The sequence below is a fragment of the Pseudomonas sp. Yb2C2 genome, from assembly GCF_052112325.1.
Classification (GTDB): Bacteria; Pseudomonadota; Gammaproteobacteria; order Pseudomonadales; family Pseudomonadaceae; genus Aquipseudomonas; species Aquipseudomonas marginalis.
Genome location: NZ_JAVAJK010000030.1, coordinates 26,524 through 51,544, shown reverse-complemented (window position 1 = coordinate 51,544; position 25,021 = coordinate 26,524). Strand labels below are relative to the sequence as shown.

The window sequence follows — 25,021 nt, the reverse complement described above, 5'->3', positions numbered from 1 at the left end:
GGGATGACCCGTAACCAAAGCCTCTTCGAGCGACTTGAAAGTCCGGCCGCGAAATCATCATGTGCAGTGACGTCCGTCGCAGCTCATCTGGGAAAGATGCTCAGCATCCGCGCTGGCAGTGTGCAGACACTGGAGGATTACGGTATGCCGGATCTCAATGACACGAGCCAGAGTCTGCATGAGTCATTGAGCCAGTCGCGCTTGTTGATCGAGCGGTTTATCCGGGCCTATGAGCCCCGCTTGAAGGATACGCACGTGAGGGCGTTGCCTTGTGGTGACGATCCTCTGGCGCTGGCGTTTGCCATTGACGCCACGCTCTGCGTTGACGGTGTGACGCAGCCCGTGGTGTTCACCGCGCGCCTGCAGGATGCTGGACAGGTTGAGGTCTTGCCTGATGTCCTTTAACCACTATTACCAGAGCGAACTCAGTGCGTTGCGACAGCTCGGGCGGCGCTTTTCCGAGCGCAATCCTGCTCTTGCGCCCTTTTTAGGGGAGGCCGGTCAGGATCCGGATGTGGAAAGACTGCTGGAAGGCTTTGCTTTCCTCACCGGTCGCCTGCGCCAGAAGCTGGATGACGAGTTGCCTGAGCTGACTCATTCCTTGATGCATCTGCTGTGGCCCAACTACATGCGGCCCATACCGGCGTTCAGTATCCTGCAGTTCGATCCGTTGAAACATGCGGGGCCCGGTGTGATGGTCGCACGGGATACACCGGTCGAAAGCGCTGCGGTCAATGGTGAGCGCTGTCGTTTTCGAACCTGCTACGCCACCTGCATCTTGCCGCTGCAACTGAGCGCGCTGGAGTACTGCGTCCAGGGAGAGCAGGCGTTGCTGAGCCTGCGCCTGGACATGGGCGGCGAAGGCAATTTCAGCGAATGTGCGTTCGATCAATTGCGCCTGCATTTGTCGGGAGACCGCTACATCAGTCAAGCGTTGTACCTGAGCCTGTTGCGCGAGGTTGAGGGTATCGAGTTGCTGCCATTGGGCGGTGATGGGCTTGCGGTCAGCGGGGCTGATGGCCAGCCCCTGCTGTTGCGATTGGGTGGCGATCAGGTCAGTCCGGTGGGGTTCGCGGAGGAGCATGCGCTGATGCCTTATCCGCAGAATACCTTTCGTGGATACCGCCATCTGCAGGAGTATTTCGCCTTTCCTGAAAAGTACCTGTTCGTCGATGTGCGTGGCCTGGATGCGTTGCAGCGGTTGCCCCAGGACGTACTCAAGCAAATCTGCAGCGTCAGGCTGTGCTTCAAGTTACGCACCCGGTGCCAGGCAACCGGATGCCCCACGCTGGACAACGTGAGGCTGTACTGCACGCCCATCGTCAACCTGTTCAAACATGATGCGGTGCCGATTCGCCTGGATGGCAAGCAGGACGAATACCTGTTGATTCCTGGGGGAATATGCGCGCGCAAACGCCTGTGTATTTTCCGTCGACAAGGTCACGGGCTGGCGCCCTGGCGGGCTGGGGTATCAGGCGTACGTACCATTTGAATCCTTTGAGCACGACGGCGTTATCGATGCATCGGCAGCGCCCACCAGCTACAGCATTCGTCAGCGTGCTTCGGCGCATCATGCCGGGCTCGATACCTGGCTGGGGTTCGGAAACGGGCGGGGGCATACCCAGGAAACGCTGTCGATCGAACTGACATGCACCAATCACAACCTGCCTCGGCAATTGCAGGCAGGGGAGATCAATCAGCCCTGTGAGCAGACACCGGAGGGCTTGTCATTTCGCAATATCTGCGCGCCGACTGCGAGTTTTGCACCGCCCCTGGACCAGGACTTTCTCTGGCGACTTATCAGCAACATGTCGCTCAACTATTTGTCACTGAGCGACATCAATGTCTTGAAGGTGGTCCTCGAAACCTATGACGTGCCGCGTTACCACGATCTGCAAGCGAAAAAGGTCAGCCAGAGAAGGCTGGGGGCCTTGCGATCCATCAGCCATACGGCCGTCGACCGCTTGCACCGGGGCATGCCGATTCGAGGGTTGCGGGTCGACCTGAGCATTGATTCCCAAGGTTTTCTGGGGGCGGGCGAAGCGTTTTTGTTCGCCTCGGTGCTCAACGAGTTCTTCGCGCTTTATGCCAGCCTTAATGCCTACCACGAGCTGCGTGTCATCAGCACACAAGGAGATGTGTACCTATGGCCACCTCAGATGGGGCAGCAGCCCCTGCTTTGAAGCAACTGTGCCGTGCCATCCGTGAATATTCGCTGTTCCAGGCGATTTCGCAGGTGATCAAGCGCCTGCGCGATGCCCATCCGCTACTGGATGACAACGCACTCTATGAGCGGCTGGAGTTTCAGGCCAACCCGGGTCTTGGTTTTCCCGGTCACGATATTGACCGGTTGGAGTTTTTTGTTGAACACGATCAATTGCGTGCGCGTCTTCGCCTCAATGTCCTGGGCCTCTGTGGCGCAGGTTCACCCTTGCCGGCCTTTTACGGTGAGCAGGCGTGTGCCGATGGAGCGGGCGGCCCCGCGACTCGAGACTTCCTGGACCTGTTTCACCATCGTCTGCAACGGCTGATGCTGCCGATCTGGCGCAAATACCGCTACCAGGCGTGTTTCCAGGCGCAGGCGCGTGATGCTTTTTCCGAGCAGATGTTTGCGTTGATCGGGTTGAGGGGCCAGCGCATCCGTACCACTGCGCAGTTGGACTGCAAGCGACTGTTGCCCTACCTGGGGTTGCTTGGCCTGCGGGCGCACTCGGCGGCGGTGATCGAGACAGTGCTGCGCTACTACTTCGAGCATGAGCGCGTGTTTATAGAGCAATGGGTGGAACGCACGGTTGCCATTGCTCCCCCGCAGTTGAACCAGCTTGGCTGTGCCAACAGCCTGTTGGGCTTCGACCAGGTACTGGGAAGCCGGATCACCGACTGCAACGGTAAGTTCCGGGTGCATATACAGGATCTGGATTGGCAGCGCTTCCATGGTTTCTTGCCGACGGGGTCGGAGTATCCACTGCTGTGTTCGTTGGTGCGACTGGCTGCACGAGACCCGCTGGAGCATGACCTGCGGCTGGTGCTGGCCAAGGAGGCGATCAGGCCGTTGCACGTGGGTGAACACAATGTCTGCAGGCTGGGGTGGACCACTTGGCTGGCACACGAGTGCGCCGATGGTGCGGTCATCGTGGCCAGCAATGCTCACTAGGGAACAATGATCATGATGAATGTAGACCTGCAACAGCTGATCCTGACATTGACGCCCGCAGTCCGTCAGGACCTGGAGCGCTCGGCCGAACGTTGCGTGACGCGAGGTGGCAGGGAGGTCCTGGTGGAAGACCTGCTACTGACCCAGCTGGAACGTCCCAGGGGGCTTTTGATACGAGCCTTGGCCGACGCCGGGATCGAGGCGCAGACGCTGCAAGCAACGCTGCAGCCCAAGGGGCAGGCAAGTGCCACGCGTAATCCGGTGTTCGCCCCGGCCCTCGTGCAGTGGTTACAACAGGCGTTGATGGTTGCCCATCTGGAGTTGCGCCAGAGCGTCGTGGACCACGGTGCACTGTTACTGGCGTTGTTGCGCCACCCGCTGCAGCACGCAGGCACCGGCTATCACGCGTTGTTGAGCCGTTTGGATGCACAGCGTATACACGGGTTTGTGCTGGACCAGGGGCCTGACATCTGCCCGGCAGCAGGCGGCGAGTCACTGCTGGCGCGCTTTACCCATGATCTGACACGCCAGGCCCAGGAAGGGCGTATCGACCCGGTGCTGTGTCGCGAGGGTGAGATCCGCCAACTGATCGACATCCTTATGCGGCGGCGCAAGAACAATCCGATCCTTGTCGGCGAGGCCGGGGTGGGCAAGACCGCGGTTGTCGAAGGCCTTGCCCTGCGCATCGCCAGCACGCAGGTGCCGGAGCCACTCAAGGGTGTGCGTGTGCTGACCCTGGACATGGCACTGCTGCAAGCCGGTGCCAGCATCAAGGGCGAGTTCGAGCGGCGTCTCAACGGCGTGATTGACGAGGTGAATGCCGCGCCGACACCGGTGATTCTGTTTATCGATGAAGCGCATACCCTGGTGGGGGCGGGGGCCGGCGATGCCGCCAACCTGCTCAAGCCGGCCCTGGCCCGCGGTGAGTTGCGGACCGTCGCGGCTACGACTTGGGGCGAATACAAGAAATACTTTGAAAAAGACCCGGCCTTGGCGCGGCGTTTCCAGCCTGTGCTGGTTGGCGAGCCCAGCGTTGAACAGGCGACTTCGATCCTGCGCGGGCTGGTCCCGGCCTACGAATCCAGCCATGGCGTGCATATACGTGACGATGCCGTCGTCGCGGCGGCGCAGATGAGCGCCCGCTACCTGGCAGGGCGTCAGTTGCCCGATAAGGCCGTGGATGTGCTGGACACCGCCTGCGCACGTGCGCGCATCAACCAGTTGACGGTGCCCGAGGCATTGGAACGCCTGTGTACCGAACAGGCTGAAGGCTCGCGCCAGCGCGAGGCACTGAATCGAGACAGGGATGCGGGGCTGCCAGTTGATGAGCAGTCTGCGCAAGCGCTGGGCCTGCGCTTGGCGGCTGTCGAGAGCGAACGTCAACATCGGCAGCAGCGCTGGCTTGCACAGCGCGCACTGGAGGAGCCGGTGCGCGTATGCCCTCGCCTGGTGGCAGAGGTCATCAGTACCTGGACGGGCATTCCGGTTGAACAACTGTCCCTTGAGCACAGTGCATCGGTGCTGGGGGTTGCCGATGCGCTGCGGTCGCGCATTCTCGGCCAGGAACCTGCCATACAGGCGCTTGACCGCAACCTGCGCGCGGTGGCTGCCGGACTGAACAAGGCCGATGCGCCGGTCGGTGTGTTTCTGTTGGTGGGCCCAAGTGGTGTGGGCAAGACCGAAACGGCGCTGGCCCTGGGTGATTTGCTGTATGGCGGCGAACGTTTTGTCACCACCCTCAACATGTCGGAGTTTCAGGAAAAACACGCCCTGTCTCGGCTGATTGGCGCACCTCCCGGTTATGTCGGCTATGGAGAGGGCGGGGTGCTGACGGAAGCCGTGCGCCGGCGCCCCTATTCGGTGGTGCTGCTCGACGAAGTCGAAAAGGCCGACCCGGAGGTGTTGAACCTGTTCTATCAGATCTTCGACAAGGGGCTGGTCAATGATGGCGAAGGCCGGGAAATCGATTTTCGCAATACGCTGATCCTGATGACTTCCAACCTGGGCAGCGATTGCATTATCGACTTATGTGCAGGCGGCCGACGACCTGGCACCCAGGTGCTGCAGGACGCAATTCACCCTCTGCTGCGCGACTATTTCAAACCGGCACTGCTCGCCCGCATGCGAGTCGTGCCCTATTACCCGTTGATGGGCGCTGTGTTGCATGACCTGGCAAGACTCAAGCTTGACCGTCTTGGGCGAAGGTTGCAGTCCCGCAAGCTGGCCTTGAGCTATACGACCGAACTGGTCACGCATATGGCTGAGCGGTGCGTCCATAGCGACAGCGGAGCGCGGTACATCGACCAATGGATCGAGATCCACCTGTTGCCGCAGATGGTCGATCGACTGCTTGGGGCGGTGGCGACGGGTGAGCCGCTGTCGCGGGCCCACGCCTGCCTGGATGGTGACGGGCTGCCGATCTGTGAGTTCAGCCAATGATGAACGATGTGCTTGCCCCTTTACCCCAGCCCCTGGCATACGCCGAGACGTTGTTGGCCTGGTTCACCCGAATGGGCATCGAGGGTGACGAGACAACGCTGCCAGGCCTGTGTGTTGCCGCGGCTGCGCAACTGAGTGAATGCGAACTCGGCCAGTTATATTGGCGGGACGAGGTCACGGGTCGGCTCGACTTGATTGCCCAGTATTTGCCTGGCGCATTGCCCCTCGGCGAGGGTGCTTGCGGCGCCGACTTTCAGCATCAGCAACTGTTGCGTCACGTGCTCGGCCATCCCAGCATCCTGAGCGTGGAGAACCTGGACGACAGTGTGTACGAAAGCGGTTTTCTACCCGCGACAGCTACGCCCTGGCACTCGTTGATATGCCTGCCGCTGTTCGGTCGCCACAAGGCCGTTGCCGGTCTATTGCTGTGCGCCAGCCAGCGGCCGAAATTGCTCCTGGACTACGGACCATCGTTAAGCCAACTGGCAAGCTTCGCCTTGAGTCAACTGGCGCTGTTGCGACGTGTGCGTCCGCCGCACAACGGCTCCCAGGCCAGGCCTTGTCTACCCTCGGCGCGTATGAAGTATGGGCTGATCGGCAACAGCGCAGCCATGGAAGAAACCTACCGGCTGATCGGCAAGGTGCTGAATGCGCCCTGCACGGTGCTGCTGCGCGGGGAGACCGGAACCGGCAAGGAGGTGGTGGCACGGGCCATCCATGCTGCCGGGGCGCGCCGTAGCAAAGCCTTTGTGGTGCAGAACTGTGCGGCCTTTCCCGAGGGTCTGCTGGAGAGCGAGCTATTCGGTTATCGCAGGGGCGCCTTTACAGGCGCCGAACGTAACCATGCGGGGCTATTTGACGCCGCCGATGGCGGCACGTTGCTCCTCGACGAAATCGGCGATATGCCGCTGTCACTCCAGGCCAAGCTGCTGCGGGTGTTGCAGGAAGGCGAGGTTCGCCCGTTGGGAGCCGATGCGGCCCATAAGGTCGATGTGCGAATTATCGCAGCGACCCATCGTGATCTGGCTGCAATGGTGGCGGAGGGTAGTTTTCGCGAGGACCTGTACTACCGACTGGCGCAGTTCCCGATCGAATTGCCGGCCTTGCGCGAACGCGACGCAGATGTGCTGCTGTTGGCGCGACAGTTCTCGCAATCGGCCTGCGCTGCGCTGGGGCTCTCGCCGGTGGAGTGGTCTGCTGCGGCCTTGGATCAACTGTCGTGCCACGCTTTTCCCGGGAATGTCCGTGAACTCAAATGTCTGGTGGAGCGCGCGGTACTGCTGTGTGACGACGCAGTGGTGCTGCCTGAACACCTGTCCCTGGCGCCCGGGTCGACCCCTGCAGCCGTCGGCGCGACGTTGCGCCAGCGCCTGGAGCGGGTTGAACGGGTATTCCTGATCGACTGCCTGCACAAGAACCGTGGCAACCGGACCCGTACGGCACGTGAGTTGGGGCTCGCACGCCGCACCCTGCTTTACCGACTTACACGCTTGAACATCCCTGGCGGCGATGTCCGAGGGGGATGCTGAATGGTGCACATATGGCTTCCACTCTTCGCCGCCGGCCTTACTTTCATTGGAGATACCTGATGCCACTTCGTACTTGGAAAGCCTGGGGGCTTGTCCTGTGCTTGTTGAGCGGCTGCAACGCCAATTACGTTTTTGATGACGCTGACTACCGTCCGCTGGGTGACCCCCAGGCGACACGTCGCAGCGATTGAACAGCGGAGCCTTGTCATGCAACTAGTGTTAGAGGTGTGCAATACCGGAAGCGGTGAGCCTGCATCCTGTAAGACATTCGACGGCGTCGGCGGCGTGATCGGCCGCGGGATCGGCTGTGACTGGGTCATCCCCGACGCCAGTCGCTTGCTCTCCAGTCATCATGGCCTGGTCAGTTACCGGGATGGCCAGTATTTTTTTACCGACATCAGCAGCAATGGCATTGGCGTGTCGGGCAGCGCGGAGCGTTTGTGCAAGGGGCAGGCACGACTGATCAGCGAGGGTGATGTCTACCAACTGGGGCCAGTGGATATCCGTGCACGACTTGTGGCGCCCGGGAGACAAAATGGCCGGCAGATGTTTTTCGGCAACGATACGATTCCGGATGACGCGTTTTTGGTGCTTGACCCCTTGCACGCACTCGATACCGAGCAGGTGCATGGCAGCTCACCCGGGGATCCGGAGGCGCTGAAACTCTCGGCTGCGAGGGCGGCCTGCGCACTGTCCCACTGCCCCCTGGAACGGGATCACTTGATCGTGCCGAGATGGGCCGAGCCAGTAACGGAAGAGGCCTCGACTCAACCCGCCCAGGTGACTGCAGCCAGTCGTGCCCCATTCTGGTCGCAGTTCGCGGACGCGATGGGCGTGCCCCTGGATACGCTCGATACCCAGGCATGCGAAGCCCTGGCGATCAAGGTGGCTGGCCTGTTCAGGCAAACCATCGAAGGGCTGCAGCAGAGTCTGCGTACTCGCGATGAGCTGAACGGCGAGTTGAACCTCGGTTGGACCGTGCCTGCCATTAAGAGTCACAACCCCTTGAAGGATTGCACCGATACCCCGTCTGCCCTGGCCTCACTGTTGGGCCTCGCTGAGCCGGGCCCGCTGCCTGCAGAGGTAGCGGTCGCCCAGGCATTCCGGGAAATGCAAATCCACCAGCTGGCCTTGGTCGTGGCTTGCCGTGCTGCAATACGTGGCGCTGTGGAGGCATTTGCACCAAGCCATCTATTGCTGTGCTTCGAGCGCCAGGACATGCCGGCCAGGTTCTCTACCGATGGAGCCCACTGGCGGGCCTACCAGCGCCATTACCGACACCTTATCGACGAGCAACCCTTGGGCGAGCAGCTGTTGCGTAACGAATTTTCCAAAGCCTACGCGGAGCAGGTGCGCCTGGTCGCCACGCTGCATGCGGCTTATCCGGGATGACTGTCATGTATCGAGCTGCCGTTCTGTCAATGCTGTTTGTACTCGGCTTGCTGACCGGGTGTGCCAGCGTCTCACCGTATTCAACCCTGACCAAGCTGGACCTGGCGTTGAGCGCCAGCGAAGGCGTCAACCGCGATCTTCACGGTCGCCCGTCTCCCATCGTGGTGCGCCTGCTGGAGCTGCGGCACCCGGTGGCTTTCGAAAACGCTGATTTCTTCACCCTCTATAGCCGCGCGGAGCAGGCGCTGCCCAAGGACTGGGTCAACAGCGAGGAGTTGGAGCTGCGCCCCGGTGAGCGGTTGGCGCTGAAGCTCAGTGTCGAACCACAGAGTCGTTATGTCGGGGTGGTGGCTGCCTACCGGGACCTGCCCCATGTGCAATGGCGGCTTGTGCTGCCCGTCGCCCGGCAGCGCCTGACGCGTGTCGAGCTGATGCTCGACGAGTCCGGGGTTCGCGTCTTTACCCCTCAAGCCCGGAGGTCGGAGGATAGACATGCAGGTTCATAAAGTCGTGTGGCAGGAGGGCATGCTGCTGCGCCCCCAACACTTGCAGCACAACGACCGTTACTACCACCAGCAACTCAACCGTACCCGTTTGCTGGGCATTGATGGTTGGGGATTCCTGACCCTTGACGTCGACGTGCAGTACCTCAACCTGGGTAAGGTAGTCGTCAACCAGGCCAGCGGTGTATTTCCCGATGGCAGCTTGTTCGAGCTGAGCAGCGTAATGGAGCCACTGGTGTTGCAGGTTCCTGCCCACACCAGTGGGCAAGCCATTTACCTGGCGTTGCCGTTGGCCATCGGCAATCAGGTTGAAGTGCGCCAGCAGGAGCACAGTGATGTGCTGGCGCGCTACGTAAGCTGCGAAGCGGAGATCACTGATTCGAATGCTGGCTTTGATTCCCTTTGCCGGATCAACTGTGCACGCCCGGACCTGCGATTGCTGTTAGGGGAGCAAACCAGTGACACGTTGCAGGTGAAACTCCAGGTTGCCCGGGTGCTGGATTCGACTCGCGAGGGCGGCGTGCGGCTGGACGCGGATTTCGTACCGGCGTTTATCCATGTGCAGGGCTCAGGCTATGTCGCGTCATGTATCAAGGAAGTGCTGAGTCTGCTGGGCACCCGAGGCGATGCGATCGCCGCGAGGATCCGGGGAGGTGGTGGATCGGAGGGGGCCCAGGTCGGCGATTTCCTGATGCTGCAGCTGATCAATCGAACCGAGTTGGTGTTGCGTCACTTCCTGAGTCAGAGCCAGGTACGTCCGGAGGTGTTGTACAGGCAGTTGTTGTCGATCCTCGGCGAGTTGTCGACGTTCGCCACCGACAACAAACGCGCGCAACTGGAGACTCGTTACCAGCATGGTGAGCAGGGGGCGAGTTTTCGTGGGTTGATGGAAGGCATTCGCACCGTGCTGTCGTTGGTGCTGGAACAACACGCCACTGAGCTCCCGTTGGAGCCGCGACAGTATGGTGTGCTGGTCTGTCCGGTGAGTGATCTCAAACTGCTGGGTAGCGCAACATTCATTCTGGCGGCAACTGCCCAGTGCGATTCGGAGGAGCTGCGCCACCGCCTTCCGGCGCACTTGAAAATCGGCTCCGTGGAGCGCATCCGCGAGCTGGTCAATCTGCATCTGGCCGGCATCAAGGTCAAGCCACTGCCGGTGGCGCCCCGACAGATCCCGTTCCATGCCGGCAAGACCTATTTCATGCTCGAACTCAGTGCCCGTGATATCACGCAGCTGGAGCAATCGGGCGGTTTTGCCTTCCACGCCAGTGGCGAGTTTGCCGAACTCAAACTCAATTTCTGGGCCATCAGGAACTGAATGCCATGACAATGGACAGCGAATACCCGCAGGACGAAAAAACTATCCTGCTTGACCTCGATGGTCGCGCGCCCGCAGGGGCGCCGGTGACGGACTTCCCATCGCCACCGCGCTTCGAACGGTTGGAAGACCGGATGATCTACACCGCCAGCCTGCAAGGGGCACAGAGTTTCAAGATCGGGCCCAACGTCCTGGTGGCCGCCGCCTGGGAACTCTTGTCGCAGGTCGTTCGACTCAAGCGCAGTTCCGGCCGGGAAAGCTTGCAGGCCCTCAATGATCGGTTGTCGTCGGGGATCACGGCGTTTGAAGCGTATGCCTTGCACCAGGGTGCAGAGGACAGGCAGGTCATGTCGGCGCGCTATGTGCTGTGCAGCGTTATTGACGAAGCCGTGGTCACTACCCCGTGGGGCAGTCGCAGTGACTGGTCGAAATCCAGCCTGTTGAGCCGCTTTCACAACGAAACCTTCGGTGGCGAAAAATTCTTCCAACTGCTGGAGCGCTTATCCCGCGACCCCGTCAAGCAACTGGCAATGCTGGAGTTGATGTACCTGTGCCTGTCACTGGGGTTTGAAGGTAAATACCGCGTCATGGAGCGGGGCGGGCCGCAGTTGGAAGCGGTACGAGATGGCTTGTATCGACAGATCCGGCATGTGCGCGGTGAGCGCCCGCCGATGTCTGTGCCCGCTGCCGCAGCACAGGCACCGGGTGCCGGGCTGCGCATCTTTTCCCCTGCCGGGGTCGTCGTCTTCACGCTCGCCTGTTTGCTGGCCATGTACCTGGGCTTTGCCTGGGCATTGGGCAATGAACGCATGGCGGTGCTGCAACCTTTTCAATCTTTGGCGTCGGATCAGACACGGTCGCCGTTGTAACGCTGGGAGCAATGAATGAACGCATTCTTCAAGGGCGTGGGCACGGCGCTGCGCAAGACTTGGGTCTGGAGCCTGTTTGTGGTGTTCGCCAGCGCGTTGCTGGTGTGGTTTTTCGGGCCATTGCTGGCGGTGGACGACCATCGTTTCTGGCAGGGCGCTCCAGCTCGTCTGTTGACCATAAGCGGGTTATTCCTGCTGTGGGGGTTAGCGATGGTCATGGTCGACTCACGCCGTACCGCACGATTGAATCGGCGCGAGCACCAGGAGCGCCACCAACGCAAGGGGTTGATTGACGAAGAGCGGAGGCAGGTGCGGGGGCGTTTCAAGGAGGCGTTGCACACACTGAAAACCTCCCGTCGTTATGGCGAGCGCAATGAGCGTTGGCGCAACGACTTGCCGTGGTATCTGTTGCTCGGCCAGCAGGGCAGCGGCAGAACCTGTCTGCTGGCCGCCTGCGGATCGCAGTTCCCACTGGATCGGGAGGAAGCGATGGCACCGGGCGCAACCCAGTATTTTGATTGGTATCTCGCCGACGAAGCTGTCCTTGTCGAGAGCGCAGGGCGCTACCTGGCCCAACCCGACAGTGCCGTGGATGGGGCCGGTTGGGCGACGTTTCTGGACCAGCTCAGATTGCGGCGCAGGGCTCGCCCGCTCAATGGCGTGGTGGTGACGCTGGCGGTGGAGACGCTGCTTGGCAGCAATGATCGCGACCTGGACCTGCATGCGCGCCACGTGCACACCCGGTTGCAGGACGTACAGCAGATGCTGCATGTGGATGTGCCGATCTATCTGGTATTGACCCAGGCTGACCGGTTGCCGGGCTTTGTCGAGTTCTTTGATGCGTCCCAGGGCGACGGCGCCGAAGCCCTGCTCGGAGAACCCGTGGCAACAGGTCCGGCCGGTACCGCGATCACCCAGGTTCGCGAAGCGTTTGAGGCGTTTCTGCAACGCCTTGGAGCAGAGCTGATTGCGCGTTTGCATCAGGAACGCGATATCGAACGTCGCGGGCTGATGCTCGATTTTCCTCGGCAGGCTGCGCAAATCGGTGAACGTTTGTGCCTGTTTGTGGAGTCTGCGTTCTCCTCTCATCGCTTTCAGCGTATTAACGGATTGCGTGGCTTTTACCTGACGAGTGCGCAGACTGCCGACAGGCGTTCCTACTTCGTCCAGGGCCTGTTCAACCGGGTGATTTTTGCCGAGGCCAATCTCGCCGGGCTGCAAACTCCGGAACGACAGCGTATCCGTCGACACCAAGGGTTGCTGGCGTTGGCCGCCTCCCTGGTCATTGTCGCGGCGGGGTGGCTGTGGGCACACAGTTATTCGATCAATCACCAGCGGCTGGTGCAACTGGCGCAACTGCTCAAGCCACAGCCGCCCGCGTCACCCGGTCTGGACGATACCCTGGTGCTCCTGCGTGTGCTGGACGACCGCCTGGCTGCGACCCAAGTGTTTCCAGCGTTGGCGGATGCCCGTGCGGTGGAGCGGGGCGGCTTGTATCAAGGGGAGGCGAGTCGGCCACTGTTGGTCAGTGCCTATGAAGACTTGCTGCACCAGCAGTTGTTGCCGCTGGTATCTACGATGCTTGAAGAACAGGTACGGGCCAGCCTTGGCGACCGCGAGGGGCTTTTGGACATCCTGCGGGCTTACCTGATGCTCAGTCTTCGCGAGCGGCGCGATAAGGTTTGGCTGGCGCAACGCGTGGCCGTTCATTGGGCTGTGCGCTATGCCGGTGATGCTTCGGTGCAGAAACGATTGAATGCACATTTTGCACGGCTGCTTGAGCGCCCCTTTGCGATGCCCTTGAACGTTGAGCTGGTCGCCGAGGCCCGCCAGGAACTGCGCGGCGAATCGTTGGCGGGCGTGGTCTATCGGGCGCTGCGTGACCAGGCGCGTGACCTTGAGCCCTTGCGCCTGGCCGAGGGGAGGGGGTTCGCAGCGATCGAGCAGCCCATCCCCGGCTTCTATACCCGGCGGTATGTGCAGTATTTCGAAAGGCAGGGCTCTCGGCTGGTGAATGCCATTGCTCAGGACAACTGGGTACTTGGGGAGGACGCAGACCTCAGCAGCCTGGATTTGCGCCAATTGATGCTGGAGCTCGAGCAGCGTTATTTCAGTGAGTACGCCGACACCTGGAGCCAAGCCATCGGCCAGGTGCGCCTGCAGGAAAGTGACAGCCTGAGCCAGCATGCTGACGGGCTTGCCAGCCTGGCGTCAGCGCAGTCGCCGTTGGTGCAGCTGTTGCGACAGGTTCGGGAAAACACACGCCTGCTGTCGACCAACGACCCCCTTGAGGCCTTGAGCCCGCCCGCCGGCGAGCTCGAGACCAGCGCTTCCAGCGTGTTGTCCAGCCCGTTGCATGGGCAGGCAAAGCCTGATTCTGCCCGGCGTGCACTGCAGCGTCGGTTCGAGCACCTGCACCAATTGCTGGACGCGGATCAGAACCCTGGAGCTGAACTGACGCAGGCGTTGCGGCTGCTCGATGAATGGCATCTGCAACTGGCGGCCCTTAACCGCGAAGCTACCCCAGGGCAGGCGGCATTCATGATGGCCAGGCAACGAATGGAAGGGCAGCAGCCATTGCTGGGGAATCTGCGGGATGCTGCCGGGCGCCTGCCGTTGCCGGTCAAGGGGTGGTTTGAAGGCATTGCCGATGACAGTTGGCGGCTGCTGCTCGATGATGCCTATGTGTATATAAATCAGCGTTACCAAAGTGAGGTCTATGGCTTTTACGCCAAGGCGATCCAGCGTCGGTACCCATTCACCCCACGGTCCGAGAGTGATGTTGCCCTTGGCGATTTCCAGGACTTTTTCAAGCCGCGGGGTGGCATGGCGCGCTTTTATGAAAGCTACCTGCGGGCCTTTGTCAGTGCCGAGTCCGGTCGCTATCGTCTACGCGGCCTGGATGGCCGTAGCCTGGCGCTGTCGCGCTCATTGCTGGACCAGCTGACGAAGGCCCAGGTGATTCGCCAGGGGTTTTTTACTGAGGACCAGGGGGAGTGGGCGGTTCGCTTCACGCTGGCCCCCTATAGCCTGGACCAGGCGGTTAGCCGAGCGATCCTGAGCATTGGTGATCAACACCTTGAATACCGCCATGGCCCGATCGTGCCCATGGCTTTCCAGTGGCCAGGCGAGGCGGACGATGGCCGTAGCAGCCTGGTGCTGGAGCGGGGGGCGGAGCGGCCGCTGGGTATGGAAAAAAACGCTGGTCCCTGGTCGTTGTTCCGGTTTTTCGAGCTGATGCAAAGTGAGCCTGGGAGTGGCCGGGGTTCTCGGCTGCTCAAGGCTGAGCTCGCTGGCACGCGTGCCACCTTCCTGCTCAACAGCCATCGCAACCCTGGTCCTTTTCAGATGGCGAACTGGCGCACCTTCCGTTTGCCGGAGCAACTGTGAGGCATGTGCATGCCGATGGGTGCAGCGCCGGGCGAACGGCGCGAGGCAAGACACGCGCGCGCAATGAGGATGCGTTCCTCGACTGCCCCCGGCGCGGTTGTTGGGCGGTAGCGGACGGAATGGGTGGGCATTTGGCTGGGGATTTGGCCAGCCACTGGGTCATCAGCAGCCTGGCTTCGTTGCCCGACCAAGGCAGCTTTGACGAGCGGATCGATGCCATACGCCGCTGCTTGCGATGGCTCGACCGTCAAATGGGGCAAGCCACGACGGAACAAGCTGCCCACGGCATCATGGGCAGCACCGTGGTTGCGTTGCTGCTGGAGGGTAATCGCGCAGCCTGCATCTGGGTCGGGGACAGCCGTTGCTATCTTTGGCGGGGACGACGTTTGTACCAACTGTCGCGGGACCATTCCCTGTGGCAGCAACTGATGGACAAGCAGCAGTTGAGCCTGGAACAGGCCCTGGCGCATCCGGATGCCAGGGCGCTGACCCGTGCCATTGGTGGTCGGCAGCCATTGAGCCTGGCGGTGCTGGAGTTCATTACCCAACCTGGGGATGTGTTTTTATTGTGCAGCGATGGTTTGTATCAGGGGCTCAGCCATGGCGAGTTGGGCAGCGCCCTGAGTGTGGGGCCGCCCCGCCAGGTAGTGGATCGGTTGTTTTCCGACGTGCTACGGGGGGCGGCCCAGGATGACCTGACGGCCGTGGTAGTCCAGCCATGAGCGAGGTCGCCGGCCCGCCGAAACTGCTTGCGGGGCGCTATCAGCTGGATCGGCTATTGGGCAGCGGTGGCATGGGAGTGGTCTACCGAGCCAGGGATATGCTGCACGAGGCGTTCGGCGAGCCCAACGCGTGGGTGGCTCTCAAGTTGTTGGGCGATACGCTTGCCGAATCTTCCGACGGCCATGTATTGCTGTACAGCGAGTTTGCCCTGACCCGGAGCCTGCGGCACGATCACGTGGTCAGAACGTACGCTTTCGAGGTCGATACTCCGCGTCAGGTTGCGTTCTTCACCATGGAATTGCTGCAGGGCAGGACCCTTGACCGCATCCTCTCGGAGTGCCCGTATGGATTGCCGTGGCGGGAGTTGCAACCCATCGCCCTGCAACTGTTGGATGCACTGGCTTATGCCCACAGGCAGGGCGTTCTGCATGGCGATGTGAAACCGGCCAATATCATGCTGGGCGAGCAGGGAGTGCGGCTGTTCGATTTCGGCCTGGGCCATGCCGAGGCGGAGCAGGCTGCGGGGCTGCCCACCTTGAGTCGCAGTCGCTTTAAGGCTTGGACGCCCGGGTATGCGGCGCCGGAACTGGTGGCCGGGGGAAACATCTCCGCCAGGGCCGACTTGTATGGCGCCGCCTGCGTAATCTATGAGCTCGCCCAGGGACGGCGCCCCGGCGAGCATCAGTCGGATCAGCCATTGTCCAGGCCTCGGCAATTGCCTCGGCGGTGTTGGCCGGCATTGCGTTCTGCGCTGGCCCTGGACCCTGAGTGCCGAACCATTGCCGTCGAGGAGTTGTGCGAAGCGATGAATAGACGACGGCGCTACTGGTTTGTGTAGTGGGCGTGTCAATCAGCCAAATCATGCAGTTGGCAGTATTCGGTCCAACTCAAGCCGGCCATCTGGGCAACTTCCTTGTGTACTTCCAGGCGCCGCGCCTCGAAGTCAGCAGGGGACTGGCTGGTCAGCCTGAGGGTCAGCTCCCAGGCAAACAAACCCTGGCGTTCTGCTTCTGCCTCGAAGGCTTCATGCAGCCGTTCGGCGCGGTACTGTGCCAGGGTTTCACCCTTGGCCTGAGCGGCCAGTGGGTTCAGGGTGTTCAGTTCGGCAGCCACATCGGGATGTTCGTTCAGGAATCGATCCAGCGCGAGCTGGTGGTTATCGCCGGGAGGTGACAAGGGCGTGCTCCAAATCAGGTGGGACCAGGCCTCGGTTTCTGGCGCGAGGCAAGCCGTGTGTGCATAAGCAACACGGATAACGGGTATTGAAGCAGATTCCAGGACCGGTCCAGATCAGAAAATTAAATTATTGGAGATGCCCGGCTTTGACTGTCACTCATTGCTGGAAATTCACCGATACCCATGGCAAAGGACTTTCGCTCCCGGTGCCAGGACGTGTAGCGTTAGCCCCGGTGCTTCCGACCCTGCTTTCCAAGGGCAGCGGGCGATGGGCAGAGGGATGGGTCATGGCGCAAACGCTGTTCAAACTTTTCTTTACCCAGCGCCTGGCCGCTTTGGCCAGTGCCGATTCGTTGCGAGCGATCCGCGAAGGGCTGCTGTGGATCTTGCCGTGCCTGCTGGTGTCGGCGGCCTTTCTGATCCTGTCCGAATGCGCTCGGGTGTTGGGCTGCAGCCCGCAGGTGGTGAGCTTCCTGGCGGGGTTGCACAATCAGATCAGTTCGGTGATCCCGTGGCTGGTGGCCGCCTCCATTGGCTACATGCTGGCGATCCAGCACCGCCTGCCGCAATTGCCGGTGGCGTTCCTGTGCCTGGCCCATGTGGTCTTGGCGACGTTTATCCTGCGGGAATATCCCCGGGCATCGGCCACCTTCCTGCTGTTTATTGCTATTGCCTCGCCGCTGCTGAATGTACCGGCCTTGGCCTGGCTGCACCGTTTTCGCTGGACGCGCCTGGTCAACGAAGACCTGGTGGGGCACAACCTGCGAGGCACGATCAATATGGTGGTGCCAGGGGCCATTACCGCCCTGGCGCTGGTGGCAGCGCTGTCCTTGTTGTTGCAGATACCCTATGTGGCGCAGTTGCAGGGCCCCCAGGTGCTCGATGCGCTGGAATCGCCCTACGGCAGCGGTTTGTTTGTCACCCTGATGAACTCGCTGTTGTGGTTTTTCGGGGTTCACGGCGTCTATGCCATGCAACCGCTGTTTGATGTGCTGGACCAGGCCGTGGTGCTCAACGGCGCCGCGTTGGCAGCGGGCGAGCCAATCAGGTATGTGCTGAACGGCGGCCTGTTGGGCAGCTTTGCCTTTATCGGTGGTTCGGGCGGTGCGTTGTGTTTGTTGATCGCAATCCTGCTGTTTTCCAAGAGCCAGTCCATGCGCCTGGTGGCCGTGGCGAGTTTGCCGCTCTCGCTGTTCAACGTCAGTGAAGTCCTGCTGTTCGGCCTGCCGATCATCCTCAACCCGCGTCTGTTCATTCCGTTTCTACTGGTGCCTGCGCTGAACGCAACGGTGGCGCTTACCGTGGTGCAACTGGGCTGGGTATCCCCGGCGGTGGCCAGCGTCCCGTTTACCGCACCGGTGTTGCTCAATGCCTACCTGAGTACTCATGGCGACCTGGCGGCAGTCGCGCTGCAAGTGACGCTCCTGGGCCTGGGCACGCTGGTGTATGCACCCTATGTGCGCGCGATTCATCGCCAGGCTGCCGAAGGTGGCACGGTGTACCTCAAGTCCCTGGACATGACCTTCCGCGGCCTGGAAGAAAAAGGCCGGCTGCGCGAACTGGACCCGGTCCTGGCTTCCCACAAGGCCCTGGCGCGCCAGGCCAATGAACTGAATCGCATCCAGCAGATCAGCGATTATGAGTTCTATCTTGAATACCAGCCCCAGGTCTCGACCCGCACCGGGCTGTGTACTGGCTGCGAAGCGCTGATGCGCGCCCGCGATGCCCAGGGTAAGGTGCATTCACCGTGGGAGTTCCTGCAATGGCTGGCCCAGGCGCGGTTGATGCCGGACGTGGATATGTGGGTGGCATCCCAGGCGATTCGCCAATACCAGAAATGGCAGAAACTCGGCTTTACCCTGCCGATGACCATCAATATTTCCAGCGCCACCCTGACCGACGCCGCCCACGGCGAGCGCCTGGTGGAGATCCTCGCCCAGGCCCATGGCCAGGTATCGGTGGAGATCACCGAAGACGCGCTGGTCAGCGATATCCCTGCCACGCGCCAGAACATCCAGAAACTGCAGGGCATCGGCGCCAAGGTCTATATCGATGATTTCGGCACCGGGTTTTCGGCCTTGAGTTACCTGCACCAGTTCCCGGTGGACTTCATCAAGATCGATCGCAGTTTTGTGGTGGCGCAGCACGATCCCAAGGGCGCCCAGGTCCTGACCGGCATGCTGCGTTTCTGCGAAGCGCTGAACCTGGGCGTGGTGGTGGAGGGCGTTGAGACCGCCGAGCAGTTGGCCTTCTTGAACACCGGCGCCGAGCTGATTATCCAGGGCTGGTATTTCAGCAAGGCACTGCCGGGGGACCAGTTGGAAAGCTTTGTGCGCCAGCGTGCGGCCATGGCGCAGGTCTAGTAGCCGCGTTGGGTTTGTTCGATCTCCTCGACCAAGCGATCGATACCCGCCAGGCGTGCACGGTTGTCGTGATCCCAGGGGTGAAAGCCGGGTTTGAAGTAGTGCAACCACGGCCGCAGCATGCGTGGGAAGACGCCCTTGGGGCCATAAAGAAATTTCAACATGCGCCAGAAGCCTTTGAGGTGCCCACCCGCCTTGCGGTCGGCAATCAACAGCCGCACATGAAAATCCAGCACCACCAGCCAGAAAAACACCGTAGTTGTCAGCATGGTTCCGGTGCGCAGCAGGTAACGCTTGGGCCCGGGTTTGATCACCGTGTTCCACACATCAAAGGCCACGGCCTTGTGTTCGGTCTCTTCCAGGGCGTGCCAATACCACATCTGCTGGTAGCCCTTGAGCGAATCGCCAAAGCGCGACGGGTCACTCAGGAGGATTTCCGCGAGCATCGCCGTGTAGTGCTCAAGGGCAATGGTGATCGCCAGGTTGAACGACGGTGCGAAGTGTTTCTTCTGCAGATCGAGAATGAATTTAAGCCGACGGTCCAGGGTGTGCGCCGGAAGCCCGGCTGCTTGCATCAGGTCGTTATAGGCCACATGTTCGCGGCTGTGCATGGCCTCCTGGCCGATAAATCCCTGGATCTGTTTCTTTAGCGCCGGATCGTCGACGCGTTGGCGGTAGTGACGCACGCTGTCCATGAAAAACAGTTCGCCCTGGGGGAACAGCAGCGACAAGGCATTGAAGAAATGCGTGATGAACGGGCCCTGTTCGTGCCAGTCGGTGATGCGTTCGGCGGGCAGGGCAAAATGGAGGTCGCGGCGGATCGGCAACATGATTCGTGCTCCTGTTCAGAGACGGGGCTCGTCGTTGGTTTCAAACACTGGCCTGCGTTGCTTGGGGGCCATGCGCTTGCTGGCCAGCACCACCAGCGCTTGATAGGCCGCCGGCAGGCAACGGGCGAGCAGGTCGAGGAAATACGCGTCGCGGCCAATCAGCACGCGACGCTTGTTTTTGCGGACGCCTTGCAGGATCACCTTGGCGGCCTGGTCGGCATCGGTGATGAAGAGTTTTTCGAAGTCGGCGCGGGCCTGCTGTTCGCTGTGGATCAGGAAGCCGGTCATGTTCGCGTCGATGCGGCTGCTGCGACAGATATCGGTGCGGATGCCGCCGGGGTGCACGCAGGTGGCCGAGACGCCGCAGCGTTGCAGGTCCAGCTCCTGGCGCAGGGCTTCGGTAAAGCCGCGCACGGCGAATTTGGTCGCGTTGTAACCGCTCATGCCGGGCTGGGCAAACAGGCCGAACACGCTGGACGTGTTGATCACATGGCCGTCGCCGCTGGCCTTGAGGTGCGGCAGGAACGCCTTGGTGCCGTGGACCACGCCCCAGAAGTTGATGCCGACGATCCACTCCAGGTCGGCGTAGTCCACGCCTTCGACCGTACTCGACAGGGCCACGCCGGCGTTGTTGAACACCAGGTTGACCTGGCCATGCTCGGCCACGCAGCGCGCCGCCCAAGCCTCCATGGCCTGGCGGTCGGCCACATCCAGGACCTGGGTGGTAATCGTCACCGGCGCCAGGGTTGAGGTCTTGATCAGTGCCAGGGTCTGCTCCAGGCCTTGGGCGTTTTTGTCCGCCAGTGCCAGGTGGCAACCTTCACGCGCGAGGGCCAGGGCCAATGCGCGACCCATGCCGGATGCCGCGCCGGTAATCGCCGCCACGCGGCCGTTGAATGACTTCATGAGAGGCTGCCTTCTGCCGTGGAGTGGGGCGCCGTGGCCGGACGGGGCGGCGCAGTGAGGGGCAACAGGTCGACCGCATAGTCCTTGAGTGCGAACTGCCGGGTGACCCGCTTGAAGCGCCATGTCGAAGCGGGCCACAGAGTGGTGTTCTTGCCGGTACGTGGGTCGAGGTACCAGCTCTGGCACCCGCCGGTGTTCCAGATGGTGCGTTTGAGCTGGTCTTGCAGGTGCTGGTTGTAGGCGCTCTCCACTGCGGGTTTGACGTCCACCGTGGCGATGCGATGGCGCTGCATCTGCCTGAGCGCGTCGAGGATGTAGGTCACCTGCGCCTCGATCATCAGGATCATCGAGTTATGCCCCAGGCCGGTGTTGGGCCCGATGATCAAAAACAGGTTGGGATAGCCTGGCACCGTGGTGCCCTTGTAGGCGTGGGCGCCGTCGCGCCAGGTGTCCATCAGGTCAACGCCGTCGCGACCGATGATGCAGTCGCGGGGCAGCGGGTCGGTGGCCTGGAAACCGGTGCCGAAGATCAGGCAATCGGCCGGGTGCTTGACCCCGTCGGCGGTGATCACGCCGTCGGCTTCGATGCGCAGGATGTTGTCGGTCACCACCTCGACATTGCTGCGCGACAGCGCCGGGTAGTAGTCATTGGAGATCAGCACACGCTTGCAGCCAATGGTGTAGTCCGGCGTCAGGGCCTTGCGCAGGGAAGGGCGCGGCACTTGTTTGCGAAGGTGGCGCAGGGCGACTTTCTGCACCATTTTCATCAGCTGCGGATGCAGCGCAAATCCCAGCACACGGCCTTCCAGTGCCCAGTAGAAGGCGCCACGCACCAGGCGCTGGGTAACAGGCAGGTGTCTGAACAGCCAGCGTTCGAACGCTGAAATCCCGCGGTCGGGCTTGGGCATGATCCACGGTGGAGTGCGCTGGAACAGATCCAGGTGCGCCACCTGCGGCGCAATCTGCGGCACGAACTGGATGGCACTGGCCCCTGTGCCGATCACCGCCACGCGCTTGCCCTTCAAGGCGTATGCGTGATCCCACTGCTGGGAGTGGAAGCGCTTGCCCTTGAAGGTTTCCAGCCCCGGAATCTCCGGCAGCGCCGGGCGTGCCAGGGCGCCCATGCCCGACACCAGCACCCGCGCACTGACGTGGCGGCCATCGCTGAAACTCAACTGCCAGCGTTGTAGCTGTTCATCGAACACCGCGCGCTTTAGGCCCATGCCGAAACGCAGGTAGGGCGCCAATCCGAAGCGCACCGCGCAGTCTTCCAGGTAGGCGCGGATTTCCGCTTGCGGCGCGAACTGCCGAGTCCAGTCCGGGTTGGGTGCAAAGGAAAACGAATACACGTGGGACTGCACATCGCAGGCGCAACCGGGGTAATGGTTGTCCCGCCAGGTGCCGCCGAGGGTGTCGGCCTGCTCGGCGATAAAGAAGTCGGTGAGCCCCGCTTCCTTGAGTTTGATGGCCATGCACAGGCCGGCAAAACCCGAACCGATGATGGCGATGTCGATGGAATCACTGTGGGCATTCATAGGCGGTCCTTCATGGGCATCGGATGTGCTCCTGTTTTTGTTGTGTCTTTTAGATAGAACACCATTGCAAAGAAAAATTGAATTAATTATTTTAAAAAAGATTTTAAATAATCTACCTGAAAATAGCGCCTACGCTAGGACCTTGTGCCTTATGTGCGACTTGTCCGACGGACGAGCGTGGTACGCACTCCGTTCAGGTCCAGGGTGTGGACGTTGGCCGAGGCCTTGATCAATTCCGGTCAGGTCGCCGGTCACAGGGAAGCCGAGGACGAGCTATGGCTGTGCAATGGGTGACTGCTGCAGGTGTGCTGGTGGGGGCAAGTGCGGTGCTATGGGGTTTCAGCGCCTGGATGACACGGCGCATCGAAGCCGCTGTTCCGATCAACGGGCGCTTCGTGGAGGTGAATGGCGAGCGCTTTCATTATGTGGAAGAGGGCGAGGGCCCGCCCCTGGTGATGATTCACGGGCTGATGGGCAGCAGTCGCAACCTGACCTATGCCTTGTCCCGCCAGTTGCGTGAGCACTTTCGGGTGATCACCCTCGACCGTCCCGGGTCGGGGTATTCCACGCGGCATAAAGGTACCGCTGCGGACTTGCCGGCCCAGGCGCGGCAAGTCGCGGCCTTCATCAACCAGCTTGGCCTGGACAAACCCTTGGTGCTCGGGCATTCCCTCGGCGGCGCGATTTCCCTGGCCCTGGCCCTCGATCATCCCGAGGCTGTATCGGGCCTGGTGCTGGTGGCACCGTTGACCCATCCCCAACCCAGGTTGCCGCTGGTGTTCTGGTCGCTGGCGGTGCGACCGGCGTGGTTGCGACGTTTTGTGGCCAATACCCTCACCGTGCCCATGGGCCTGTTGACTCGACGTTCGGTGGTCAAGGGCGTGTTTGCGCCGGACGCCGCTCCCGAGGATTTCGCCACCCGGGGCGGCGGCTTGCTGGGTATGCGCCCCGACAACTTTTACGCCGCCTCCAGCGAGATTGCGCTGGTCAACGACTGCCTGCCCGGGATGGTCAAGCGCTACCCCCAACTGGCCCTGCCCATCGGCCTGATCTATGGCGCGCAGGACAAGGTGCTGGACTTCCGCCGGCATGGCCAGGCCCTCGCCGATAAAGTGCCCGGCCTCAAGCTGCAAGTGGTGGAAGGGCGCGGCCACATGCTGCCGATCACCGCCACGGCGCGGGTGGTCGAGGCCGTGCTGCACGTGGCCAAGCGCGTGCGCCCGGTGGAAACGGCCACGGTCCTGCATCCGCCCTTTGCCTTGGCGAACAAATAATCGTGGCCCTCATCGCCGGGTCGAACGTCGCAAATGCCTGCCCTAGAGACCTGACCAAACAGCTGAAAAACAGACTGTCCAGTCACGTAAAAAAGGCCTCGAAAAAGTAGTTGACGACCTAACGATTCCGCGCTATTTATTTAAAAAAATATTTCAATATTTATTTTGAAATGATTTTTGAAATGCCTAAGAGCGAATAAAAATGAAAAAAACGTCTTTTATCGCATGGTTGATTTCCCGGAGCACCCAGCGCTCCCTGAACCTGTTTTCCGCCTGCCTGCCAAGGAGGCTGCCATGAACCGGACTCTGGCAGCGCCAAGCGTTTGGACCGACGGCAAGCGCCACCTGTGGTGGTTGGGCATCCTGCCATTGGCCACCCCTCTGTTGTCCGGCGCACTCGCCATTGCCACCGGCATCCAGCAACTGTGGTGGATCGGCGTACTGGTGATCTTTGGCCTGATCCCCCTGATCGACGGGCTGCTCGGCGAAGACATCAGTAACCCGCCCGAATCCGCCGTCAACCACCTGGAATCCCAACGCTACTACCGCTGGATCGTCTACACCGGTGTGCTGTTCGTCATCTCGTCGGTGGTGATTACCGGATGGCTGGCCGCCGGCGGCATCGACTGGATCATCCGGGGCGGCCTGCTGCACGCTACCGCCAACCTTGAACCTTCCAGCTGGCTGGCCAACGCCGCCGGTTACATCACTGAGCGTGCGCAACTGCATGGCCAACCAAGCTGGTTTACCTACCTGGGCATGGCCATGTCCACGGGGGCTGCCACCGGTATCGCGATCAACACGGCCCATGAACTGGGGCACAAGCCCAATGCCCTGGAAGTGTTCCTCGCCAAGGTCACCCTGGCGCCGACCTTCTACGGGCACTTCTACACCGAGCACAATCGTGGCCACCATGTGCGCGTCGCCACGCCGGAAGATCCCGCCAGCTCGCGGCTGGGTGAAAGTTTCTGGGCCTTCCTGCCGCGCTCGGTGTGGTTCAGCGCACACTCGGCCTGGAACCTGGAGCGCGAGCGCCTGCGCAAACTCGGCCTGCCGGCCTGGCATTGGAAAAACGCTGTGCTCAGTGCCTGGATGTACAGCGTGGTGTTGTGGGGCGCGATGATTGCCTGGCTCGGGGCAGCGGTGATTCCGTTCCTGGTTATCCAGGGCATCTACGGCTTCTCGTTGCTGGAAGTGGTGAACTATGTGGAGCACTACGGCCTTAAACGCCAGAAGTTGCCCAACGGTCGTTATGAACGGTGTTCGCCTCGGCACTCCTGGAACAGTAATCGGATTGTCACCAATATCTTTCTGTTCCAACTGCAGCGGCACTCCGATCATCACGCCAACCCGACGCGCAGTTATCAGTCGTTGCGCCACTTCGATGAGTCGCCGCAACTGCCTTATGGTTACGCGAGCATGATTGTCTGGGCGTATGTACCGTACTTGTGGCGGCGGCGCATGGATCATCGAGTCCTTAATCATTATGCCGGGGATATCACCCTGACCAATCTTCAACCTTCACAGCGTTTGAAGTACCTGGAGAAGTACAGCGGCAGTGCCAAGCCGTTTTGATCTGAAGTAACACTTAGTTTTGTTGTGTGCTCGGGGCCTGATTGC

Annotated in this window: 19 protein-coding genes and 1 pseudogene; 16 read left to right on the top strand and 4 right to left on the bottom strand. The window is 61.2% G+C overall.

Going from position 1 to position 25,021, the window contains the following annotated elements; genetic code table 11:
• Positions 1 to 3 precede the first annotated feature (3 nt).
• The 13 genes and pseudogenes from tssE (at position 4) to Q8X51_RS29110 (ending at position 16,155) form a co-directional block, all read left to right on the top strand.
• Complete coding sequence (gene tssE, locus Q8X51_RS29170) at positions 4 to 405, top strand: type VI secretion system baseplate subunit TssE (protein ID WP_065927190.1); 402 nt, start codon at positions 4 to 6, stop codon at positions 403 to 405.
• Positions 395 to 2,183, top strand: a pseudogene (gene tssF / locus Q8X51_RS29165) (type VI secretion system baseplate subunit TssF). Before tssE ends, tssF begins: the two are co-directional and overlap by 11 nt.
• The gene (gene tssG, locus Q8X51_RS29160; protein ID WP_407694193.1) at positions 2,147 to 3,154 is read left to right on the top strand and encodes a type VI secretion system baseplate subunit TssG; all 1,008 of its coding nucleotides are present in this window, start codon (positions 2,147 to 2,149) and stop codon (positions 3,152 to 3,154) included. Before tssF ends, tssG begins: the two are co-directional and overlap by 37 nt.
• A 12-nt stretch (positions 3,155 to 3,166) precedes the next feature.
• Positions 3,167 to 5,593, top strand: a complete 2,427-nt coding sequence (locus Q8X51_RS29155; protein ID WP_065927146.1) for an AAA family ATPase — start codon at positions 3,167 to 3,169, stop codon at positions 5,591 to 5,593.
• Positions 5,590 to 7,122 (top strand): sigma-54 interaction domain-containing protein, encoded by a 1,533-nt coding sequence (locus Q8X51_RS29150; RefSeq protein WP_137212511.1) that lies wholly within the window; start codon positions 5,590 to 5,592, stop codon positions 7,120 to 7,122. The genes Q8X51_RS29155 and Q8X51_RS29150 overlap by 4 nt, the downstream gene beginning before the upstream one ends.
• 59 nt (positions 7,123 to 7,181) lie before the next feature.
• On the top strand, positions 7,182 to 7,313 hold the full coding sequence (locus Q8X51_RS29145) for a type VI secretion protein (RefSeq protein WP_074846997.1): 132 nt from the start codon (positions 7,182 to 7,184) through the stop codon (positions 7,311 to 7,313).
• A 16-nt stretch (positions 7,314 to 7,329) separates the two neighbouring features.
• Positions 7,330 to 8,514, top strand: coding sequence for a type VI secretion system-associated FHA domain protein TagH (gene tagH, locus Q8X51_RS29140; RefSeq protein ID WP_065927189.1), 1,185 nt, complete (start codon positions 7,330 to 7,332; stop codon positions 8,512 to 8,514).
• Positions 8,515 to 8,519: 5 nt separating this feature from the next.
• The gene (gene tssJ, locus Q8X51_RS29135) at positions 8,520 to 9,020 is read left to right on the top strand and encodes a type VI secretion system lipoprotein TssJ (protein WP_407694192.1); all 501 of its coding nucleotides are present in this window, start codon (positions 8,520 to 8,522) and stop codon (positions 9,018 to 9,020) included.
• Positions 9,007 to 10,335, top strand: a complete 1,329-nt coding sequence (gene tssK / locus Q8X51_RS29130) for a type VI secretion system baseplate subunit TssK (protein WP_065948209.1) — start codon at positions 9,007 to 9,009, stop codon at positions 10,333 to 10,335. Before tssJ ends, tssK begins: the two co-directional genes overlap by 14 nt.
• A gap of 5 nt (positions 10,336 to 10,340) precedes the next feature.
• Positions 10,341 to 11,204: a type IVB secretion system protein IcmH/DotU gene (icmH, locus tag Q8X51_RS29125; RefSeq protein WP_407694191.1), complete on the top strand. Its 864-nt coding sequence runs from the start codon at positions 10,341 to 10,343 to the stop codon at positions 11,202 to 11,204.
• A 15-nt stretch (positions 11,205 to 11,219) separates the two neighbouring features.
• Positions 11,220 to 14,594: a type VI secretion system membrane subunit TssM gene (tssM, locus tag Q8X51_RS29120; protein WP_407694190.1), complete on the top strand. Its 3,375-nt coding sequence runs from the start codon at positions 11,220 to 11,222 to the stop codon at positions 14,592 to 14,594.
• A 5-nt stretch (positions 14,595 to 14,599) separates the two neighbouring features.
• Positions 14,600 to 15,316: a PP2C family protein-serine/threonine phosphatase gene (locus Q8X51_RS29115; protein WP_074848182.1), complete on the top strand. Its 717-nt coding sequence runs from the start codon at positions 14,600 to 14,602 to the stop codon at positions 15,314 to 15,316.
• Positions 15,313 to 16,155 (top strand): serine/threonine-protein kinase, encoded by an 843-nt coding sequence (locus tag Q8X51_RS29110; RefSeq protein ID WP_065927139.1) that lies wholly within the window; start codon positions 15,313 to 15,315, stop codon positions 16,153 to 16,155. The genes Q8X51_RS29115 and Q8X51_RS29110 overlap by 4 nt, the downstream gene beginning before the upstream one ends.
• Positions 16,156 to 16,163: 8 nt before the next feature.
• On the opposite strand, the gene Q8X51_RS29105 is transcribed toward Q8X51_RS29110, so the two are convergent.
• Positions 16,164 to 16,493, bottom strand: a complete 330-nt coding sequence (locus Q8X51_RS29105; protein WP_065927138.1) for a DUF6388 family protein — start codon at positions 16,491 to 16,493, stop codon at positions 16,164 to 16,166.
• Positions 16,494 to 16,780: 287 nt separating this feature from the next.
• Here Q8X51_RS29105 and Q8X51_RS29100 point away from each other — a divergent pair, with 287 nt between their 5' ends.
• Positions 16,781 to 18,856, top strand: coding sequence for a PTS sugar transporter subunit IIC/EAL domain-containing protein (locus Q8X51_RS29100; RefSeq protein WP_407694189.1), 2,076 nt, complete (start codon positions 16,781 to 16,783; stop codon positions 18,854 to 18,856).
• Here the strand turns inward: Q8X51_RS29100 and Q8X51_RS29095 are convergent.
• The 3 genes from Q8X51_RS29095 to Q8X51_RS29085 are packed head-to-tail and all read right to left on the bottom strand — an operon-like array spanning position 18,853 to position 22,127.
• Positions 18,853 to 19,686: a metal-dependent hydrolase gene (locus Q8X51_RS29095; protein ID WP_065927136.1), complete on the bottom strand. Its 834-nt coding sequence runs from the start codon at positions 19,684 to 19,686 to the stop codon at positions 18,853 to 18,855. The genes Q8X51_RS29100 and Q8X51_RS29095 overlap by 4 nt on opposite strands.
• Before the next feature lie 15 nt (positions 19,687 to 19,701).
• Positions 19,702 to 20,592 (bottom strand): SDR family NAD(P)-dependent oxidoreductase, encoded by an 891-nt coding sequence (locus Q8X51_RS29090; RefSeq protein WP_074846993.1) that lies wholly within the window; start codon positions 20,590 to 20,592, stop codon positions 19,702 to 19,704.
• Positions 20,589 to 22,127 carry a flavin-containing monooxygenase gene (locus tag Q8X51_RS29085; RefSeq protein ID WP_407694188.1) on the bottom strand — a complete coding sequence of 513 codons (1,539 nt, stop codon included), beginning with the start codon at positions 22,125 to 22,127 and terminating at the stop codon, positions 20,589 to 20,591. Before Q8X51_RS29085 ends, Q8X51_RS29090 begins: the two co-directional genes overlap by 4 nt.
• 275 nt (positions 22,128 to 22,402) lie before the next feature.
• Between Q8X51_RS29085 and Q8X51_RS29080 the strand changes: the two genes are divergently transcribed.
• On the top strand, positions 22,403 to 23,401 hold the full coding sequence (locus Q8X51_RS29080; RefSeq protein ID WP_323146011.1) for an alpha/beta fold hydrolase: 999 nt from the start codon (positions 22,403 to 22,405) through the stop codon (positions 23,399 to 23,401).
• 294 nt (positions 23,402 to 23,695) lie between these two features.
• Positions 23,696 to 24,976 (top strand): alkane 1-monooxygenase, encoded by a 1,281-nt coding sequence (locus Q8X51_RS29075; protein ID WP_065948215.1) that lies wholly within the window; start codon positions 23,696 to 23,698, stop codon positions 24,974 to 24,976.
• Positions 24,977 to 25,021: the final 45 nt, after the last annotated feature.

What these genes read in the sequence shown, in the direction of transcription:
- tssE (WP_065927190.1), top strand. Translation starts at nt 4, where the DNA reads ATGACCCGTAACCAAAGCCTCTTCGAGCGACTTGAAAGTCCGGCCGCG.
- tssG (WP_407694193.1), top strand. Translation starts at nt 2,147, where the DNA reads ATGGCCACCTCAGATGGGGCAGCAGCCCCTGCTTTGAAGCAACTGTGC.
- Q8X51_RS29155 (WP_065927146.1), top strand. Translation starts at nt 3,167, where the DNA reads ATGATGAATGTAGACCTGCAACAGCTGATCCTGACATTGACGCCCGCA.
- Q8X51_RS29150 (WP_137212511.1), top strand. Translation starts at nt 5,590, where the DNA reads ATGATGAACGATGTGCTTGCCCCTTTACCCCAGCCCCTGGCATACGCC.
- Q8X51_RS29145 (WP_074846997.1), top strand. Translation starts at nt 7,182, where the DNA reads ATGCCACTTCGTACTTGGAAAGCCTGGGGGCTTGTCCTGTGCTTGTTG.
- tagH (WP_065927189.1), top strand. Translation starts at nt 7,330, where the DNA reads ATGCAACTAGTGTTAGAGGTGTGCAATACCGGAAGCGGTGAGCCTGCA.
- tssJ (WP_407694192.1), top strand. Translation starts at nt 8,520, where the DNA reads ATGTATCGAGCTGCCGTTCTGTCAATGCTGTTTGTACTCGGCTTGCTG.
- tssK (WP_065948209.1), top strand. Translation starts at nt 9,007, where the DNA reads ATGCAGGTTCATAAAGTCGTGTGGCAGGAGGGCATGCTGCTGCGCCCC.
- icmH (WP_407694191.1), top strand. Translation starts at nt 10,341, where the DNA reads ATGACAATGGACAGCGAATACCCGCAGGACGAAAAAACTATCCTGCTT.
- tssM (WP_407694190.1), top strand. Translation starts at nt 11,220, where the DNA reads ATGAACGCATTCTTCAAGGGCGTGGGCACGGCGCTGCGCAAGACTTGG.
- Q8X51_RS29110 (WP_065927139.1), top strand. Translation starts at nt 15,313, where the DNA reads ATGAGCGAGGTCGCCGGCCCGCCGAAACTGCTTGCGGGGCGCTATCAG.
- Q8X51_RS29100 (WP_407694189.1), top strand. Translation starts at nt 16,781, where the DNA reads ATGGCGCAAACGCTGTTCAAACTTTTCTTTACCCAGCGCCTGGCCGCT.
- Q8X51_RS29095 (WP_065927136.1), bottom strand. Translation starts at nt 19,686, where the DNA reads ATGTTGCCGATCCGCCGCGACCTCCATTTTGCCCTGCCCGCCGAACGC.
- Q8X51_RS29090 (WP_074846993.1), bottom strand. Translation starts at nt 20,592, where the DNA reads ATGAAGTCATTCAACGGCCGCGTGGCGGCGATTACCGGCGCGGCATCC.
- Q8X51_RS29085 (WP_407694188.1), bottom strand. Translation starts at nt 22,127, where the DNA reads ATGAATGCCCACAGTGATTCCATCGACATCGCCATCATCGGTTCGGGT.
- Q8X51_RS29080 (WP_323146011.1), top strand. Translation starts at nt 22,403, where the DNA reads ATGGCTGTGCAATGGGTGACTGCTGCAGGTGTGCTGGTGGGGGCAAGT.
- Q8X51_RS29075 (WP_065948215.1), top strand. Translation starts at nt 23,696, where the DNA reads ATGAACCGGACTCTGGCAGCGCCAAGCGTTTGGACCGACGGCAAGCGC.